The sequence below is a fragment of the Sporolactobacillus shoreicorticis genome, assembly GCF_024125445.1.
Lineage (GTDB): Bacteria > Bacillota > Bacilli > Bacillales > Sporolactobacillaceae > Sporolactobacillus > Sporolactobacillus shoreicorticis.
Window position 1 is genome coordinate 151,718 of record NZ_JAMXWM010000007.1, and the last position, 19,260, is coordinate 170,977.

At 43.6% G+C, this 19,260-nt stretch carries 20 protein-coding genes; 4 read left to right on the top strand and 16 right to left on the bottom strand.

Going from position 1 to position 19,260, the window contains the following annotated elements; all coding sequences use genetic code 11:
* Positions 1-73 precede the first annotated feature (73 nt).
* Positions 74-394, bottom strand: coding sequence for a hypothetical protein (locus NIE88_RS08275; protein ID WP_253061045.1), 321 nt, complete (start codon positions 392-394; stop codon positions 74-76).
* A gap of 246 nt (positions 395-640) precedes the next feature.
* On the opposite strand from NIE88_RS08275, the gene recU reads away from it, so the two are divergent.
* Entirely contained in the window at positions 641-1,243 is a 603-nt protein-coding gene (gene recU / locus NIE88_RS08280; protein WP_253061047.1) for a Holliday junction resolvase RecU, read from the top strand.
* Between the two features lie 83 nt (positions 1,244-1,326).
* On the top strand, positions 1,327-3,690 hold the full coding sequence (locus NIE88_RS08285; protein WP_253061049.1) for a transglycosylase domain-containing protein: 2,364 nt from the start codon (positions 1,327-1,329) through the stop codon (positions 3,688-3,690).
* A 141-nt stretch (positions 3,691-3,831) separates the two neighbouring features.
* On the opposite strand, the gene NIE88_RS08290 is transcribed toward NIE88_RS08285, so the two are convergent.
* The 13 genes from NIE88_RS08290 to NIE88_RS08350 form a co-directional block, all read right to left on the bottom strand.
* Positions 3,832-4,362, bottom strand: a complete 531-nt coding sequence (locus NIE88_RS08290) for a YpoC family protein (RefSeq protein WP_253061051.1) — start codon at positions 4,360-4,362, stop codon at positions 3,832-3,834.
* Positions 4,337-4,987: an endonuclease III gene (gene nth, locus NIE88_RS08295; RefSeq protein WP_253061099.1), complete on the bottom strand. Its 651-nt coding sequence runs from the start codon at positions 4,985-4,987 to the stop codon at positions 4,337-4,339. The genes NIE88_RS08290 and nth overlap by 26 nt, the downstream gene beginning before the upstream one ends.
* Before the next feature lie 43 nt (positions 4,988-5,030).
* Positions 5,031-5,732: a DnaD domain-containing protein gene (locus NIE88_RS08300; protein WP_253061053.1), complete on the bottom strand. Its 702-nt coding sequence runs from the start codon at positions 5,730-5,732 to the stop codon at positions 5,031-5,033.
* 156 nt (positions 5,733-5,888) lie between these two features.
* The gene (gene asnS / locus NIE88_RS08305) at positions 5,889-7,181 is read right to left on the bottom strand and encodes an asparagine--tRNA ligase (protein WP_253061055.1); all 1,293 of its coding nucleotides are present in this window, start codon (positions 7,179-7,181) and stop codon (positions 5,889-5,891) included.
* Between the two features lie 33 nt (positions 7,182-7,214).
* Positions 7,215-8,399, bottom strand: coding sequence for a pyridoxal phosphate-dependent aminotransferase (locus tag NIE88_RS08310; RefSeq protein WP_253061057.1), 1,185 nt, complete (start codon positions 8,397-8,399; stop codon positions 7,215-7,217).
* Between the two features lie 50 nt (positions 8,400-8,449).
* On the bottom strand, positions 8,450-8,920 hold the full coding sequence (locus tag NIE88_RS08315; protein ID WP_253061059.1) for a cell wall elongation regulator TseB-like domain-containing protein: 471 nt from the start codon (positions 8,918-8,920) through the stop codon (positions 8,450-8,452).
* A gap of 266 nt (positions 8,921-9,186) precedes the next feature.
* Positions 9,187-9,570, bottom strand: coding sequence for an aspartate 1-decarboxylase (gene panD / locus NIE88_RS08320; RefSeq protein WP_253061061.1), 384 nt, complete (start codon positions 9,568-9,570; stop codon positions 9,187-9,189).
* Complete coding sequence (panC, locus tag NIE88_RS08325) at positions 9,567-10,451, bottom strand: pantoate--beta-alanine ligase (protein ID WP_373689419.1); 885 nt, start codon at positions 10,449-10,451, stop codon at positions 9,567-9,569. The genes panD and panC overlap by 4 nt, the downstream gene beginning before the upstream one ends.
* A 247-nt stretch (positions 10,452-10,698) precedes the next feature.
* Complete coding sequence (locus NIE88_RS08330) at positions 10,699-11,697, bottom strand: biotin--[acetyl-CoA-carboxylase] ligase (RefSeq protein ID WP_253061065.1); 999 nt, start codon at positions 11,695-11,697, stop codon at positions 10,699-10,701.
* Positions 11,655-12,869 (bottom strand): CCA tRNA nucleotidyltransferase, encoded by a 1,215-nt coding sequence (locus tag NIE88_RS08335; RefSeq protein ID WP_253061067.1) that lies wholly within the window; start codon positions 12,867-12,869, stop codon positions 11,655-11,657. Before NIE88_RS08335 ends, NIE88_RS08330 begins: the two co-directional genes overlap by 43 nt.
* Positions 12,870-12,894: 25 nt before the next feature.
* On the bottom strand, positions 12,895-13,308 hold the full coding sequence (locus NIE88_RS08340; protein WP_253061069.1) for a methylglyoxal synthase: 414 nt from the start codon (positions 13,306-13,308) through the stop codon (positions 12,895-12,897).
* Positions 13,309-13,343: 35 nt separating this feature from the next.
* Positions 13,344-14,153 (bottom strand): 4-hydroxy-tetrahydrodipicolinate reductase, encoded by an 810-nt coding sequence (gene dapB / locus NIE88_RS08345; protein ID WP_290446366.1) that lies wholly within the window; start codon positions 14,151-14,153, stop codon positions 13,344-13,346.
* Positions 14,150-14,500 (bottom strand): nucleotide pyrophosphohydrolase, encoded by a 351-nt coding sequence (locus tag NIE88_RS08350; protein WP_253061071.1) that lies wholly within the window; start codon positions 14,498-14,500, stop codon positions 14,150-14,152. Before NIE88_RS08350 ends, dapB begins: the two co-directional genes overlap by 4 nt.
* Positions 14,501-14,713: 213 nt before the next feature.
* Between NIE88_RS08350 and NIE88_RS08355 the strand changes: the two genes are divergently transcribed.
* Both NIE88_RS08355 and rarD read left to right on the top strand, forming a co-directional pair.
* Positions 14,714-15,622 carry a YitT family protein gene (locus NIE88_RS08355; RefSeq protein WP_253061103.1) on the top strand — a complete coding sequence of 303 codons (909 nt, stop codon included), beginning with the start codon at positions 14,714-14,716 and terminating at the stop codon, positions 15,620-15,622.
* A gap of 153 nt (positions 15,623-15,775) precedes the next feature.
* On the top strand, positions 15,776-16,705 hold the full coding sequence (gene rarD, locus NIE88_RS08360; protein WP_253061073.1) for an EamA family transporter RarD: 930 nt from the start codon (positions 15,776-15,778) through the stop codon (positions 16,703-16,705).
* Between the two features lie 84 nt (positions 16,706-16,789).
* On the opposite strand, the gene NIE88_RS08365 is transcribed toward rarD, so the two are convergent.
* Positions 16,790-17,215, bottom strand: a complete 426-nt coding sequence (locus tag NIE88_RS08365; protein ID WP_253061075.1) for a ferritin-like domain-containing protein — start codon at positions 17,213-17,215, stop codon at positions 16,790-16,792.
* 108 nt (positions 17,216-17,323) lie between these two features.
* Positions 17,324-18,871 (bottom strand): amidase family protein, encoded by a 1,548-nt coding sequence (locus NIE88_RS08370; protein WP_253061077.1) that lies wholly within the window; start codon positions 18,869-18,871, stop codon positions 17,324-17,326.
* Positions 18,872-19,260: the final 389 nt, after the last annotated feature.

Genomic DNA, 19,260 nt, shown 5'->3' on the forward strand with positions numbered 1-19,260 from the left:
CTACTAGTGTACCATGGCAGAACGGAAATGCTCTCATCTCTGCTTGAGTGCACAAGGTAGAAAATGTGAGCAATTAACCAAGCAATCGTGTTGTCTGTTCCGTCCACGGTTTTATACTTTCGTTAACTGCCGGCTTCTTCGTCTCAAATAGAATGTTTTCCAGTTGGTGCGAGTAATAAATTCCGGTACCTCTGGCTGCTTTAATCAATAAATGATCGATTTTGTGTATTTTCTTTTCTGATTTTGCGAGTTTCTCCCTGCAAAAAACAAGATGACCGTCAATGATCGCTTCATTCTTGCGTATGATCTTATTTTCAATCTGTTCAAGCTGCATCATTAAATAGTCAACGGTAAAGTCCATTTTCTTAATCGAAATTCCTTTCTGTTCGTCCATATTAATTCCTTCTCTCAATGATTGTCATAGAGAGAATTTCCCTATGTGATTCTGATTCCCTGCACGGTCGACAAAACTAGAACCAATCCTGCAAATTTAGTGAAATAGCGCATTTTACTTTGCAGGATTGCGCAAAAAACAAGAAAACTAACCTCTTTTCTGCTGACTTTGGTATACTGTTCTAAGAACTTAACTGTCATAAACCAGCTAATCTACGAAAATACCGGAAGGGAGCGTTTCCAGCTAATGACCGTCTTTTATCCTAATGGACAACCTTATCAAGGAGGAGATCGATCATTTGATGAAAAGACGGATTCCGAAGTCGCCTATGGCCATCGAGGTATGACTCTGGAAGAAGATCTAAATGTGACAAACCGATATTATATCGAAACGGATCAGGCGGTAATCTACAAAAAACCAACACCAATTCAAATTGTTCATGTGGATTATCCGAAACGCAGTGCCGCGAAGATTACCGAAGCCTATTTTCGCCGAGCATCAACCACTGATTATAATGGTATCTATAAAGGTAAATACATAGATTTTGAAGCTAAGGAAACCACGCACGCCCACTACATTCCTTTAAAGAATTTTCATGCTCATCAAGTTGAGCATATGAAACGAATTAAACGCCATGGAGGAATTGGTTTTATTATCGTTAAATTCACGCAGAGCTCCGAGACTTTTCTGCTTGACGCCGATTTTCTTGCAGTCTATTGGGACGCATCCTTAACCGGCGGCAGAAAATCAATTCCAAAACAATTATTTCAGGAACATGGTCACCTGATTCCCCAGAACTACCTTCCTCGAATCGATTACCTTCGGGTCGTGAAAGAGGTATATTTTTGAGCTGGTCATAATCTATGGGAACAATCGAATACTATGAAACGTAAACCATGGGGCAGGTTTTTTTTGGAAAGGTAGGATCAATCATGGTTGAATACCATACACGAATGGAAAAACGGCGCGCAGCCGAACAAGAGAAACAAAAGGGAAATAAAAAGGTTCCGAAGAATAAGAGGAACAAAAAGAAAAGCGATGGTAAAAAGCATTGGGTAAAACGCATTTTTATCATCCTTCTTCTCTCATTTTTATTTTTAATTCTTGCAGGAGTGATCTTTGTTTTCGCAGTAATCAGAGATGCGCCGAAGTTGGATGAAAATGCGCTGCACAATGAAATATCATCAGTTATGTATGATCAAAACGGGAAAATTGCGACTACTGTCGACTCAGGGCTGCACAAAAAATATACATGTATTGATTCGATTCCATTGACTGTGCAGGATGCTTATATATCGACGGAAGACGTACGATTTTACAAACACTTCGGCATTGATCCGATCCGAATTTTAGGTGCCGGTGTCGCTCAATTTACAAAGGGATACAAATCAGAAGGCGCAAGTACGATTACACAACAAGTGGTTCGCAATGCGATGCTGACCCAAAACAAGACCTTTACCCGCAAGATACAGGAGATGTATCTTGCTATTCAGCTCGAAAAAAAATACACAAAAAAACAGATACTGGAAATGTATTTAAATCAGATCTATTTGGGTGAGGGGCCTACCTGGGGGGTTGCGGCAGCTTCGGAACGTTATTTCGGTAAGAATATCAAAAATGTCACACTGGAGCAGGCTGCAATGCTTGCGGCAATGACTCGGAATCCTGGTTATTACGATCCGATTAAGCACCCGGAACAAGCTAAAGCACGACGTGATTTAGTTTTGGATTTAATGGTTCAAAATAAAGCGATTACTGCAGATGAAGCTGCAAAGGCCAAGGCTGTAAGCATGAAGCAAATGACCAAGGGCCATCATAATGTTCCTGTGAGCAACCGAAAATACGGGGCATTCCTTGACTATGTGCGTCATGAGCTGGTTGATGAGAAGAAAGTCATCACCGAGCAGGAATTTAATTCCGGCGGCTTGAAAATTTACACCACACTGGATTCTGAAATACAAACCCAGACACAAGAAGTTCTGAATAACAAAAAAAATTATCCTAATGTACAGAATAATTTTAATGCCAGTGTTTCCGTTATCGATACGCAGACCGGTGCGATTCGAGCACTTGGCGGTGGACGAAATTACAAGTATCTGTATACAAACTGGTCCTACGACGGAAAGAGAAACATCGGGTCCACAGCCAAACCGATCATGGATTACGGCCCTGCCATCGAGTATTTAAAATGGCCGACTGACTATGAGGTTAATGATTCTAAGGATATTAAGTACAGCTGGGGTAAGGAGATCAACGACTGGGACGGTAAAACACTTGGGAAAATGTCCATGCGCAAAGCGCTGTATCTGTCTCGGAATATTCCGGCTCTGCAAACCTTTCAAGAAGTTGATCATGCTCTAGGCGGTACGAAAAATATCCGTACGTTTGCTGAGAAACTCGGATTTACCGATAGTGTGCTGAAGCAATTAGGTGAAAGTTATTCCATCGGGGGCGGATCGTTTACTTCCAATCCGCTGCAAATGTCTGCCGCCTATGCATCCTTTGGAAATAACGGTATTTATAATCAACCCTACGCGGTTCGTAAAATTGTCAAACCCGATGGCGAAGTCATTCAGCTTGATCATAAACGCCATGTTGCGATGCATGATTACACCGCGTATATGATTACCGACATGCTTAAAGACGTTATGACCAAAGGTACCGGCATAAATGCCAACATTCCCGGTGCCAATCTGGCCGGTAAAACCGGTACGACAAATATCCCTACCGACTATGCCAATCAATTTAAAATCAGTAACTACCTGCGCACAAAAGGTGCTCTGGATTCTTGGTTTGTCGGTTATAACACGCAATTGACTACAGCAATATGGACGGGATATAACGCAGATAAAACCAAAATCGGCAATAAAAACTATGGCTCTTATTTAGGACCGAATGAACAGCGCTATGCTCAAAGGATTTTTAGAGCCATTATGGCTCAATACATGGTCGGTGCCTCAGATTTCAAGAGACCGAGTTCTGTTATTAATCTTAGCAACGGAGAATTGGCGGTGCGGAATTCAACGATTACAAATCACTATAAAGCGGAGAGTAAATCTGATCATTCCGGCAGCTCGGATTCAAGCAGCAGCAGTGAAAGCAGTTCATCCGCACCGCCTGAAAGCAGCAGTGAGAGTGTGCCGCCCGAAAGCAGCAGTGAAAGCAGTTCATCATCTGCGCCTCCGGCTGAATCATCTTCTTCGAGCGCACCAACATCCCCGGAGTCGCCTGCTTCCTCAGCAGCGGCTCCTCCAGCAAGTTCTTCAGAGAACAGCGTACAATCGAGCACACCTTGACAAAAAAGGAGCCATCGAAAAGTCGATGGTTCCTTTTTTGTTTTTCTTTAAGTGAATACGGTTTACTAAGATCCAAAACTAATCACTAAATAAAGTTTCTAAGCCTGCAAATCAGATTAATAGTAAAAATTTTTAAATGAATCAATACTTTTTCTGACGTCTTTTTTGATAAGCAGAATGCCTTTTCGTGAACTCCTGTTCCAATTCATCGAGTTGGATATAAGAAAGGAAACGATCCGGCTGTCGGAGCAGATAAACAAGCCTCTCCTCAATGTTTAGTGGCGCAAAGGGCAGCAATTGAATTCCCTGCAGCAAGCGCTGATCCGTCAATGAATCAACGGGACGTCCTGTTGACCAGAACAACTGGTCAATGAAGACTGAGACAGAGAGCAGCATCGGAAATTCCGCCTTTTTTTGTTCACGCTTATGAAAAAGTTCTCGAATGGATTCTCTTTGCTTCATCCAGTACTCGTGAAAGTAATTCTCCTTTTTACTCCATGGCCAAAATGAAAGGGTATGCGGATTTGCGTGATAACAAAGATCATAGAGAAAAGGGAGCTGAAACACAGCCTCTTCTGAGATAAGCGCAGCTTCAATCACCTGTCGATCCTTATAAAAAGGAGCTTGACGAAAAGATTCCGGGATTTCAAGTTTTTGTAACGATTTTTCCAAAATCGCCCTCTCCTCTTCTCATCCTCTTTCTGCCCTCCCGACAGATGTCCAATAACGGACATTCCGGGCAATTAGGATGCTGCGCTTTGCAGTGATATCTGCCGAAAAAAATAAGCCGATGATGTGTTTCCGACCATTTTTCCCGCGGAAGACGGCGCATTAACGTTCTTTCCACTTCAAGGACACTGTCTTTCCAGCGACAAATGCCCAGTCGCTTCGTCACCCGCTCGACATGCGTATCGACTGCGAGTGCCGGCTCGTCAAATGCGACAGATACAATTACATTTGCGGTCTTTCTACCGATACCGGGCAGCTTGATCAATTCGTCACGAGTCGTTGGCAGGACACCGCCGTAATTTTCAATCAGCATTTGACACATTTGCCGGATATGCTTAGCTTTATTTCGATAAAGTCCGATTGACCGAATATCGTGCTGAAGCTCTGTAACAGAAACAGCTAAATAATCTTCAGGTTCATGGTATTTTTGAAAAAGTGCCGGGGTCACGCGATTGACCAGTGCATCGGTGCATTGCGCGGAAAGCATAACCGCTATAGCAAGTTCAAAAGGATTACTGTGATTCAGTTCACAATGCGCATCGGGGAACATATCCGCAATCGTCTTCATAATGAGGTCAAATTGAGTCTGATTCAGAACAGATTCCTCCTTATTATTCACGTTTTTCCAGCCAATTATAGGCCGGCATTTTCGGTGCATCATGATGAATACTGTGCACAGCATTTGCTGAACGCTGCTGATGACTCCTTACTTTTTCACCACGTGCTTTTGCTTGATCAAGTGTTTTGATCCCATTCTTCTTCCAGTCAAATAAAATTCGATCAATATATCGGAAATTCAGTTTTCCGGAAACAACGGCTTCCCGCAATGCTCCTTTAATCAGCGCAGGTGAATGACGGTCTTGATCCATCCACATCGCAAGTGTCTCACACTCAATCGGCGACAGCGGTCGTCCGAATTCTGTTTCAAACAAAGTATACAATGTATCTTCATTTTTCTTTGACGGCAAGTCAATGGTCATTCCATATGCAGCTCGCAGCAGTTTTTCCCATAACGGATGAAGCGAATAAGCCTCTGCATAAAGCTGCTGATCGTTTTTCTGTACAATGGACAGGAAGCCCCCCTGAATGAGTCGTCTAAGCAAATCAGCGCAGGCCGTTTCATTCAACGTCATGCGCCTCGACAAATCATCAAAGGTGGGAAAGTCATCCCCCCTGGAAATAAACGAATGGACTTGAATCAGCATCATACATTCTTGTTCATTCAAACCTATGTCATGATAATGTTCAATCAGCAAGGCGGGTACATTAACGCTCCCTGTTTCGACTAGTTTCAGCATGAATTTCATATCCATTAGCGACACCTCTTAGTTTATTATAGCATGATCGTATGATTCGGTATTGACTGAACGATCGCGTAATTGGTCAAAGAAATGTTGCATTTCGGTGCTAAATATATCAAAAAGAGGCTTTAGGGACGCTCCCCAGCCTCTTAAAAACGAAACCTTTAATCAAGGATAAATTCGATTCAGCAATCTTGGGAAGGGAATCGTTTCGCGAATATGATCAAGTCCGCAAATCCATGCGATTGCCCGTTCAAGCCCTAAACCAAACCCTGAATGCGGCACAGAACCGTATTGACGCAGTTCCAGGTACCATTTGTATGATGGATCTGTCAGATGAAATGCTTCATAGCGCTTTTTCATTAATTCCAGATCATCAATTCGCTGGCTTCCGCCAATAATCTCTCCATATCCTTCCGGTGCAAGCAAATCCGCACACAGAACAACGTCATCGCGATTCGGATCTGGTTTCATATAAAAAGCTTTTACCTTGGTCGGATACTCAGTAACGAATACGGGCACCTCAAAATGTTCGGCAATGGCTGTTTCGTGAGGTGATCCAAAATCATCACCCCATTCAATGTCTTCGAAGCCTTCTTTTTTCAGAAAATCAATAGCTTCATCATAGGAGATGCGCGGAAACGGAGCCTTAATTTTTTCAAGCTTAGTCGTGTCACGGCTAATAATTTTTAATTCTGACTGGCAATTTTTCAATACTTCCTGAACAAGATAAGCGACATAGTTTTCCTGAATTTTCAAGCTTTCTTCATGGTCACAGAACGCCATTTCCGGTTCAATCATCCAGAATTCAATCAGATGCCGTCTTGTCTTTGATTTCTCCGCTCGAAATGCAGGGCCAAAGGAAAACACTTTACCAAAAGCCATTGCGGCTGCTTCCATATATAGTTGACCGCTTTGTGAGAGATAGGCATCGCGATCAAAATATTTGGTATGGAATAAATCTGTAGTTCCTTCGGCAGAGCTCCCTGTTAAAATCGGTGGATCCACTTTAATAAATCCGTTATCATGGAAAAAATCATAGGTTGCTTTAATGACTTCATCACGAATTCGCAGAATTGCATGCTGCCGGCTTGAACGCAGCCATAGATGGCGATGATCCATTAAAAATTCTACGCCATGTTCTTTTGGCGTGATCGGATATTCGTGGGCGATTTGAATGACATCCAAGGATGTGACTGTAAGCTCAAAACCGCTGGGTGCCCGTTTGTCTTCACGTACGATTCCGGTTACATAAAGGGAACTTTCCTGGGTCAATTCTTTTGCTTTTTCCCAATTTTCTTCACTGACTTCATTCTTTAAGACAACGCCTTGAATAAAACCTGTTCCGTCACGAAGTTCCAGAAACTGGATTTTTCCGCTCGAACGCTTGTTAGCAAGCCAGATTCCAATGGTCACTTCTGCCCCGACATGTTTCTTTACTTCAGAAATTGTTGCTTTCATATTCGCTCGTGACCCCCGTTCAACTCTGCATGATTACTTTGTATGTTTTTTTATAAAAAGTTCAATGCGATCAAGTGCATTTTCAAAATTAGTTAATGAAGTTGCATAGGAAAGTCGGATGTAATTCGGCATTCCGAAGCCTGCACCAGGGACAACGGCTACTTTTTGTTCATCCAAAAGTGCCGTCGACCAATCATCTACACTTACGAATCCACAGGCATCACTTGTTTTACGAATATTCGCAAAGAAATAAAATGCACCTTGAGGTTTGACACAGGACACTCCAGGCAATGCCTCAAGGCGAGGATAAACGGTATTCAACCGTTTTTCAAACGCTTGGCGCATTGTTTCAATGCTTTCCTGCGGACCATTGTATGCAGCGATCGCTGCATATTGCGACACGGACGCCGGATTTGACGTGCTGTGGCTTGCGATATTCGTCATCGCTTTGATTAATGTCGCATCCGCCGCCACATAACCGATCCGCCAGCCGGTCATGGAATGAGATTTCGAAACACCGTTAATGATTACAGTATTCGCCTTGACTTCGTCGGACAACTGTGCAATTGAATAAAATACGTTGCCATTGTAGACTAACTTTTCATAGATTTCATCTGAAACAATTAGAATATCATGCTTCAGACAGTAATCCGCAATCGGTTTAAGTTCTTCTTTTGAGTAGATCATGCCGGTCGGATTGCTTGGTGAATTCAAAATCAGTGCCTTCGTTTTCGCCGTTGCTGCCCGATCTAAATCGGCCGCCGTTATTTTAAAGTGTTTTTCTTCTGTTGTCGCAATGGTTACGGGAACGCCGCCCGCAAGTTTTACCTGCTCTGGATAACTTACCCAATAGGGAGCAGGAATAATCACTTCGTCCCCGGGATTAAGCAGGGCTTGGAATAACAAATAGAGCACATGCTTTGCACCATTCCCGACAATAATCTGCGATGGGTTATAGTCAAACCCTTGATCACGTTTTAATTTGCCGATAATTGCTTGCTTCAGCGCAAGCAGACCGGCTGTCGGCGTATATTTTGTATGACCAGCCTTGGCCGCCTCCATAGCCGCATCAATAATAAATTCCGGAGTATTAAAATCAGGCTGACCTGCTCCCAAACCAATCACATCGTACCCTTGTTCTTTAAGTTCCCCCGCCTTCGCTGTTATGGCTAAGGTACTTGATGGTGTAATTGTTTCTACTCGCTTTGCAAGCTGCATTTTCAATGTTCCTCCCCCGACTGCTCACGTATTCATGAACCGTCTCTTATTTAGAGATTCAAAATTCGCTGCGCTTCCTTGCCATTTTCAAAATAAAAAGATACATAATTATAGTTGTTTCTTGAATTCAGAAAGGTGATTTCCCAAACCGGATTGCCGTTAATCGCGCCGAGACGTGCCGAAATGACTTGTTTTACATCAAGATGCCGATCCGCTAATTTCTGCATTGCCTGCCCTTCAGTCATTCCCGAACTGGCTGCACGCTCAATGAACGGAGCTTTCTTGGGGTTATCCGGCACCCAAATATACATTTTTTTCCCATTTCTTTTTGCCTGAATCACTTGATATGCATCGGTGCCGTTATATGGCGTGACCGATTTGACTTGGTCAAAAACATATCGCTGCTTCGCTTTTTTAACTGCAGCTGCCGCCGCTTGACTTTGATAGCCGGTATTGCTGGAATAAAGCTTCCAAGCACCGGTGCCGACAATGATCAGCACTGCGGTCAATACCGTAATCATTGCTGTTCTTATCGTCCTCAAAACATCACCTGAATCACTTTATGTATCGGACGGAGACTGCATATTCACCGTCTCCGCTGCCAAATAATGATGAGTACCTCAGCAAAAGGTACTCGAAAAAAATGCGCTCCTGAACCAACTGCATTCATTCTTTTCAGAGCCCGCTCTGACGAAATATTTCAACAGTCTTCAGTCTTCGCAGCAAATCAATCGTATCTATTCTTCCAATGAAATGCAAGTTAATTTATCTTGTTTGATGACCTATTTCACAAAATTTCCATTGGCTTTTCTTCATCTAACATTCTTTCAATTCGATTTTCCTGATCAAGAACAGCAACGGCCGGTTTGACTTTTTTAATTTCAGCTTCGTTCATCAGTGCGTAAGCCATAATAATTAAAACATCACCTTTTTGTGCATACCGCGCAGCGGCTCCGTTCAAACAGATGACGCCTGAGTTTTTCGGGCCTGGAATAGCATAGGTTTCAAGGCGGGCACCATTATTATTATTCACTACCTGGACCTTTTCATAAGGAAGCAGGTCAACTGCCTGAAGAAGCGTCTCATCAATGGTGATGCTGCCTACATAGTTCAGATTAGCGTCTGTGACCGTGGCACGATGTATCTTGCAGCGTAAGAAAGGACGCATCATTGAGCTTCCACCTCGCTTATCTTATTGCCGCAGTCAATGGTTACGTTATCGATTAGCCGCGCATTCGCATAACGTACAGCAATGGCAATAATAATGCGGCCAGTCATTTTATCCTTAACGCGTTTCAGCTCAGGGTAGTTCAGAACATCAACATAATCAACGACGCCTGATTGTAAATGTAACTCATAGTACCTGCGAACCGAAGCAATGATCCGGTCAAAATTTCTTTCACCGTTACGAATGGCACTGCAGCCAGCCTGAAGGCCTTTATATAATTCAGGAGCTTCACGGCGCTCATCAGGAAGTAAACGCACATTTCGTGAACTTTTTGCAAGTCCGTCAGCTTCGCGCATAATCGGACAGGCAATTAGCTTTATTGGAAAATGAAAGGAATCGATCAGACTGCGGACAATGGCCACTTGCTGTGCATCCTTCATCCCAAAATAGACAATGTCCGGCGCAACAATGGTAAACAGCTTCGTGAGCACGGTGGCAACCCCATCAAAATGTCCGGGCCTGCTTTTACCACATAAAACACCGGTTTTTTCATTGACCTTGACCGTTACTTGTTGTCCATTGGGATAAATGGTCTCCACTTTCGGGAGAAAAAGCACGTTTACCCCGCAGGATTCAGCAAGCCGCGCATCTCCTTGGCTGTCCTTTGGGTAGTTATCGTAATCATCTTTTTTCTCGCCGAATTGTGTCGGGTTGACAAACACACTTGCAACCACAACATCCGAAGTTTCTGCAGCTTTTTTAAAAAGAGAGGCGTGTCCTTTATGGAGATAGCCCATTGTCGGGACAAATCCGACTGATTTTCCCAGTCTCTTCTGGCTCTTCACAAATTCTCTTAATGCCGCAGGATCGGTAAGCTGCAGCATTTCATGTGTTACATTCATTTTTCATTTCCTCCTCCTGTCTTTGAAGAGGTTTGGGTACGGAACAGAATAAAGCTAACCCGCCCCTCCGTCCATGTCCTCATCGGATCATGGCAGACTTAATCATTATAACTCGGGCAGCGATAATCTAAGTGCTGCTTTCTGAGAAATGCAGCCTGAATAAGATCCGCCGATCCGGCTTCCTCATTATAGCAAAAAGCCAGTCAAATTTCGCTGATCAGCTTTTGGTTTATTTATCCCACTCGATATCTGCAGAATATACCTGAGCCAATGTTCCATCTGATTTTTGTAGCAGCAGTACACCCTCATTGTTTATTCCTCGAGCCACTCCCTCTAAAATGTGTCCGCCCGGTTTACGAACTTTAATCACGTTCCCCAGATTCAAGGCGCGTTGTTCCCAAAGCGGACGAATACTTTGAAAACCTTCATGGAGATATGTGGTGTATAGTGCTTCAAAGCATTCAAAAAATTCCTGAATGAATGGAGCAAGTGCGTATCTTTTTCCTGTTATTAATTCGAGTGATCCGGCAACCTGCCGAACGGATTCCGGCAGATCTGACAGATCGCCGTTTACATTGATGCCAATGCCAATGACCACCGCTTTTACATAAGTTGCTTCTGCTTGAAGCTCGGTTAGAATACCAACCAGCTTCTTTCCATTATATAGAATATCGTTCGGCCATTTAATACCACAAGTGAGTCCGGTCACTTTTTCAATGACATCAGTTGCGGCAACAGCCGTAAGCAACGTCAATTGCGGTGTTTTTTCAATAGGGAGACTCGGCCTCAGGATCATGCTCATCGCAATGTTTGTCCCCCGTTGCGATTGCCAAGTGTGCCCAAGTCGTCCACGGCCATTCGTTTGTTCATTGGTCAGAACAACCGTTCCATCTTCGGCGCCCTCGTCCGCAAGCCGCAATGCTTCTTTTTGTGTCGATTCAATCGATTCATAAAAACGAATCGTTCGGCCAAGGCGTTTCGTTTTAAGACCTGCGGCAACAGCTGGCTCATTCAGTCCGTCCGGAGATTGCATCAGCCGGTACCCTTTTTTCTGTACCGATTCGATGAGAAAGCCTTCTTCAAGAAGTGATTGGATATGCTTCCATACCGCTGTCCGTGAACAGCCGATCAATTCTGATATTTTTTGTCCGGATAAAAATTCGTTTCGATGTTCATATAACAAGGTCAAGATTGCTTTTTTTGAGTAGTTTGCCGGTTTTCGAACCATGAACGAATCGCCTCCAAGTCATTATTTACGCGGCCGTTCACGACTTCACGCTCCAGTTCTTTAATGGCTTTGGCCAGCCATGGTCCCGGTTTTTCTCCGGACCAGTTTATAAAATGATTTCCGTTTGCGGCAAGTTCTGCACGTGAATGAATCGGACAATTCTCCCAGATCAGATCCGCTTTAAGCTGTTGATTGGAAAGTTCCTGTTCGTCAATCTTATCAAACGAGGCTAATAAACGATTAATAGCCTTTACATCACAAATACCGGCAAAATAGACTGACTCTTTGTTCCACCCCATATTCATACGATACTTTGTCCATTTGACCAACCGAGCGACACGACGTCGTTCATCGTTTGACCACTTCCAAGACTTGGCGAACGCGAAGACATCCTCAATTCCTTGGCTGATCAGAAATGCCGTCCAACGTTCCTCATCCTTTTGGAGCCTCTTATAATGAATGCTGACAGCCTTTTTTTCATCCGCATGCTTGAGCATAGGCAACGTATAAATACAGTGTGTTTCGAAAAGAAGCCCAAGTGCGTCGCTGACCCCCTCGCCCGCCAGTAATCGCGTCATTTCCTGATTAATCCGTTCAATTGAGATCTTCTTCAAGAGATCCGCTTTGTCATGAAAAGCATGACGCTCTGTCTGTCCAAGCGTGAAACAGAGTTCGGAAGCGAATCGCATGCCGCGCATCATGCGAAGCGGGTCCTCGGTGATTCGTTCCTCCGCCCGACCAACAGTTCGAATACGCTTGCAATTGATATCCTTTTTCCCCTCGAAAAGATCAATGATCTTGCCATCCCGATCCATTGCTAAAGCATTAATTGTAAAATCACGCCGCATCAGATCTTTCTCAAGAGAAAGGACAAACACAACTTGATTCGGGTGACGATAATCATCGTAATCGGATTCTGAGCGAAAGGTTGTCACCTCATAGCTGTGACCGTTATTCAGAACTGCAACCGTTCCGTGATCGATACCGATCGGGACCGTTCGTTTAAACAAAGAGACAACGTCAGCAGGATGCGCCGACGTTGCTATATCGACATCATGGATCGGGCGGTTAAGCAGATAATCACGCACAGCACCGCCGACGACATAAGCTTCAAAGCCGTGATCTTGCAATCGATCAAGAATAAAAGCTGCATCTTTAAAAGGAAAAGTCAAAGGGGACACCCCATTTAATTAGTGATCAATTGTCTTCCTGCTGCTGATGGATTAATTCACGCCAGTGCATTTCTCCACGCTTGAGTGCATGCATCAGCAGCTCAGCCGAAGCAAGATTAGTGGCTAAAGGAATTCGATAGACATCACTCAATCTCAGCAGCGCATTCACATCGGGTTCATGCGGCTGAGCGGTCAGCGGATCGCGCAGAAAGACAACCATATCCATCTGATTAGACGCGATCATCGCACCGATTTGCTGATCTCCTCCCAGTGGCCCTGACTGGAACCGATGTACTTTTAATCCGGTTGCTTCCATGACCTTTAAGCCTGTTGTTCCCGTAGCATACAATTGATGCTGCCCAAGCAAAAACGAATAAGCAGTTGTAAATTCTACCATCTCAGGTTTCTTCTTGTCATGTGCGATCAATGCAATGTTCATGATTCTGCTCACTCCTTAACAGCTGCAACAGCTGTTTAATCAAGAATATTTTCTAATCCGTATATGAGTGTTTCCAGATCCATTACGGTGGTTGCAGCATAATGCACCCCGGTCATAAACGAGGCCCGGTCCATAGAATCATGGCGAAGGGTCAACAATTCACCCTTGCCCCCGAAAAGTACTTCTTGATGAGCAATTAATCCGGGCAACCGGACGCTGTGAATACGCATACCGTCATAATCGGCACCGCGTGCTCCAGGCAGTGTCTCCTTCTCATCGGAGGCACCTTGCTGCTTCGCTTCCCGTGTTTTCGTCATTAATTCAGCTGTCTTAATTGCGGTGCCTGACGGCGCATCTTTTTTTTTGTCATGATGCAGCTCAATAATTTCTGCATCAGGAAAGTATTTTGCCGCCATTTGACTGAACTTCATAACCAGAACAGCACCAATGGCAAAATTCGGTGCAATAATTCCGCCCAGCTTCTTTTCATCCATCTGTCTCCGATAACGGTCTACTTCATCATTGGTAAATCCTGAGGTACCGATCACCGGTCGCACACCATAGTCGATTGCTTTTTGCAAATTATGTTTTCCGACATCCGGATTCGTGAAATCGATTAATACATCAACGTTCTCCTTAGAAAAGCATGCATCAATGTCTGTGTAAACAAGACCGTCCAATCCCGCAGCCCCTGTTACGTCCGCAACACGCGCTCCGTCATGACTGCGGTCAATAGCAGCCACAAGCTTGAGTTCTGGAGCCTGAGCAATCATATGAATGGTTTCCAAACCCATTCGGCCTCTCGGTCCTGCAACTGCCACGCGAATTTCTTTTTTTTCTTTCAACGTTCATTCTTCCCTTCGTCCGTCTTTCTCGTCCATCGGTCTTTATCCCTCGTTTGAAACTTATCCAGTACAGTCGTTAAAGCCTGTCCTAAGTCAATATGTAAACTGTTCGCCATGCAGATCACAACGAACAGAAGATCACCGAGTTCCTCTTGTACCGTCTTTTCCGCTTCGGTCGGTTTTTTCTTTTTTTCACCATAATAATGATTAATTTCTCTTGCCAGCTCACCCAATTCCTCAGTAAGGCGTGCCGTTAATGCAAGCGGAGAAAAATAGCCTTCTTTAAATTGTCCAATGTACGCATCAACTTCTTTTTGAAAATGGTCCAATGTCTTTTGTTCACTCAATTGTACTCACCTCTGCCCCTCTTTTCCTATTTTAACGGAAATTCGGCCAGATGCCAAAAACAACAAAACGAATTTCAGTAGGATTATACCATTGTTTTCCTGATGTTAAAATGGTCAGCTGTAACGTTCACGGTATTGTACATGGTGGTATATTGAAGTATCACCAAGTAAACCGTATGATATAGATTGCGAATACAGAAAGGTCGTGAGGTGTTGAATTTGAATCTCAAAACAAAGAATGTCTTATTTATTTTACTTGGCGCGGCCATCTATGCGTTTGGGCTTGTCAATTTTAATATGAAAAATATGCTGGCCGAAGGCGGAGTTACCGGCCTGACCCTTATCTTATATAATTTGATATCGATCGACCCGGCAGTTAGCAATATTGTATTGAATATTCCGCTGTTCTTTGCGGGTTGGCGATTCTTCAGACGCAACGAATTTATCTATACTCTGATCGGTACGTTCTCGCTCTCGTTTTTTCTTTTGGTATTTCAGCACTGGATTACTTTTGATTTTTCATTGCGTCATGATTTATTTCTCGCTGCCCTTTTTGCCGGTGCTTTTATCGGTGGCGGGCTTGGCATTATTTTTCGCTATGGAGGGACGACCGGCGGTTCCGATATTGTCGCACGCATTACGCATAAAAAATTTGGATGGGCAATGAGCAAGACAATGCTTGTCATTGATGCTGCTGTGATTATACTTTCACTCTGTTATTTAGATTACAGGCAGATGATGTACACTTTAGTAGGTGTATTTGTCGGTGCGAAAATGATTGATATGATTCAGAAAGGAGCTTATTCAGCGAAAGCAATCATGATTTTTTCTAAGAAAAGCGATCTTTTAGCCGGTCAGATTATTAAATTGCTTGACCGAAGTGTAACCCTTATGGATGGCAAAGGCGGCTATACCGGAAGAAAAATGAATGTGCTCTACTGTGTCGTCAGTCGAAATGAGGTTTTCCGTTTGAAAAGTTTAATTCATGAGTTCGACCCTGATGCATTTGTTACGGTAAATGATGTCCATGAAGTGTTTGGCGAAGGCTTTGCTCAGAATGATGTTGAACTGGCAAATTTCACAGAAAAACAGCTGATGAAAGAAAAAAACAACAATCCATGAGTATGTATAAATTATGTATTTCTCTTTTGAACAAATCTCTAGCCAACAACGAGAAAAGCCGATAAAATGAAAAGATGGTTTGTTTTTTGACTTGATTATCTAAGAAGGGAAGGTGGGTTCGGCAATGGCTTCGGCTTTCTGCTCAGCATCTTTATGAACAATCGAGAAACGAAGATAGGTGCCGTTTACACGTTATCGGCATATTTTATGTGGGGTCTGTTTCCCCTGTATTGGATACCCATTCATCAAATACCTGCATTAGAGATATTAGCACACCGTATTTTCTGGTCTCTGATCTTTATGCTTGTATTGCTCGCTGCCACACATTCGTTTGGCAATTTTAAACTACAATTGAAGAAGTTATTTGCGAATGCAAAGCTGCTTCTCTTTGTTTTTGTGGCTTCTGTTCTGATCACGTTTAACTGGCTTGTCTATATATGGGCTGTAAATAATGGTCATGTCATTGAATCAAGCATGGGATACTACATTAATCCGTTAATCAGCATTCTTCTCGGCATTATTTTTCTTAAAGAAAAGCTGACGATGTGGCAGCTAACGGCTTTTTCGCTTGCTGCTATAGGTGTAGTGATTCAAACCGTAAATTTTGGTCAAGTTCCTTGGATTGCCGTATCACTTGCTCTTTCTTTCGGCTTTTATGGACTGGCAAAAAAATTGATTCATATCGCCCCTTCACTGGAATTGACGTTTGAAACTCTGTTTATCGTTCCGGCAGCACTCATCTATCTGATTTTTCTTCAACAATCCGGATCGGCTGCCTTTGGCACTGGAGCATGGCTGACTACTGCACTTTTAATTGGAACCGGAATTGTAACAGCCGTACCGCTCCTTTTCTTCGCAGAAGGTGCTCAGCGTATTTCTCTAACAATGGTTGGCTTTTTTCAGTACATTACACCAACGATGCAGTTAATTATCGGCGTCGTCGTGTATCAAGAGCCGTTTCATTTTATTCAACTTTTATCGTTTTCATTCATTTGGCTGGGATTGCTTGTTTTTACGTTATCAGCGACATTCAGTGCTCGGAAATCCCCTGCACTTCTGCAACCGTCTCAAATAAAAAGATAATCCCCAAAACCCAAGAGCACAGCCACAAGATTAAGCGGCTATGCTCTTTTTCATAAAAGATTCATTTTTTATAGAACCCATAAATTACTTATAGAGAAGATAAAAATAGTGAAGCCATGCTGCATGCCGCTGCTCATCAAGTGCAGCGCTGTAAAAGCGGGCACGTAACTCTGAATCTGAGACGCTATCCCCTGATTCTCTATAGAATTCAGCATTTCTCAATTCTTGCTCAATGCAATGACGAAGTCCTTCAAGATAAGTTCTTGGCTGTGTGTTATCAGTATTCGCATCAATACCGACCAACGGTTTTCCACCACTGATTGATTCATAAATTACGCAGAAGCCTTCTTCGATTCGTGCTTCGTTTTTTTGAAGTGCACGAAGCTCTTGACGTTCTCGTTTTGTTTTCGCCCCGTCAAAAAGTGTTCTAAAACAAGAATTCATAAAACGAGCACGTTGAACTGCGGAACGCACCCGATTCAGCGTTTGCGTATTTTCTCCAAGTGGCATGAACATCCCCCTCATCCAGTCCAATTAAGTATATTCAATAGATAGAAAAAAGGTGCTCAATAAAATTCGAGCACCTTTGCGAAACTAAATTCTGGAGGAGTTTGCTAATTATAATGCTGGTTTCACGCGGCAATGTGTTGCCTGTTCAAATGAGAACGCAAGCTCGATTAATCGCGGTTCGCTAAACGCCATACCGACAAAGGTGATACCTATCGGTTCGCCTTTAGTTGTATACCCCGCCGGAACAGTGATGGATGGGTAACCGGCTTTTGCTGCAAGATCAGAGCCTTGATAATCAGCAAAAATCAGTGCATCCAACTTCCTCGTCTTCACCACGGCGTCAATGCCTTCTTTGCGAGATAGACGCAAGTCTTCCGCGCGATCCGACAAATAGTGACGATCACCTAAATCACTGCTGAGTTTATCCGCTTTTTCAAGCAGCGTTTGCCCGTACCTCAGCGCTTTATCCGAATGTGCACGATTATAAGCAATGAGTTCAGAGATGCTGTGAACAGGTACATGATCCGAAAGGTTCTCAAGATATTGATTCATGTCATAGGCAAACTCACGGATCATGACCGACGATTTTCGTTCTTCAAGCGTATCAGTCGAAGGAATAATCGCCGGATCAACAATTACTGCTCCTTTTTCACGCATGATGTCCAGTGCATGATTAATGATTTCTGCTTTTTCGTCGCTGACTGAATCCAAATAGCGTCGATCAATCCCTAGTCGGGCGTTTTTCAGTTCTCCTCGTTTCAAAAAAATCGAATAGTCCTTTGCGACATCCCCTTGGCCCCAGATGGTTTCTTCATCATCTTCATCAACTCCTGCAATGGCATTTAGAAGCAGCACCGCATCTTGAACGGTCCGAGCAATTGGTCCTGCCGTGTCCTGACTATGAGAAATTGGCACAATACCGCTCCGACTCACAAGACCAATTGTTGGCTTAATGCCAACAACTGAGTTATAAGCAGCCGGGCAAATAATTGATCCTGATGTCTCTGTACCAATTCCGACTGCTGCCAAGTTTGCGGCAACCGCCGCGGCGGTTCCACTGCTCGATCCACCGACATCAAAAGCGGCGCCATAAGGATTGCGTACCTGCCCGCCTAGGGAACTGTAGCCATTGGGCATGCCTTCGGTAATGAAGTTTGCAAACTCCGTCAAGTTTGCTTTGCCAAGAATAATGGCACCGGCTTTTTTTAATTGTTTAATAACGAAAGCATCCTCTGCAGCCTGATTCATCTCAAGTGCAACAGAACCTGCTGTTGTGTGCATTTTACCTGATGTACTCACATTGTCTTTCACAATGACCGGAACGCCAAACAGTGGTCCGATATCAGAGGTTACCGTTCTTTTGACATCACAAGCCTCAGCTTCGTGCAGCGCATCCGGATTCACCTCTAGGAATGAATGAAGCATCGGTCCGCTCTTATCAAACTGTTCAATGCGATCAAGATACATTTGAACAAGATCCTTTGAAGTGACTTGTCCCAGCTTTAACGCTTTTTGGATTTCTGTTAAAGTTATTTCCTCGATTGCAAATGGTTTGCGCTTTGCTGCTTCCTGCCGCAAATACATACCGGCCGTAACTGCAGCGGCTGCAGCTCCTGTCAGTGCAGCAGCAAATGCAAATTTCTTTTTCTTAGACATTAGATTCACTCCATTGATCAAAATCGTTGCAACGACGCAAATTGTGGCGATAAATTTATTTTAATCTTACCGTTTAGGAAGGAAACATGCAAATAGCTGAATGGTCAAAGCAAATCATTTTATCTTAGTAACACGATAAAGGTATTTGTTGTTTGCGGATCAATAAGAAAAACCAGGCAAAAAACGCCCGGTCCTGAATCCGCGCCTGGTTTTGAATGTGCTCCGGTTGCTCGCGATCAACTGGTGCGCTCGCGGGCAGTCCGGGAACCTCCTCAAATAAGTAATGCCTGCGGGATCTCCCCTGGCCTGCACTCCCGAAGGAATCTTGCACCTGCACGTTTGTTCCACAGTCTTGCTTTTTTTGTAAAATCATATACTTTCTTTACTTG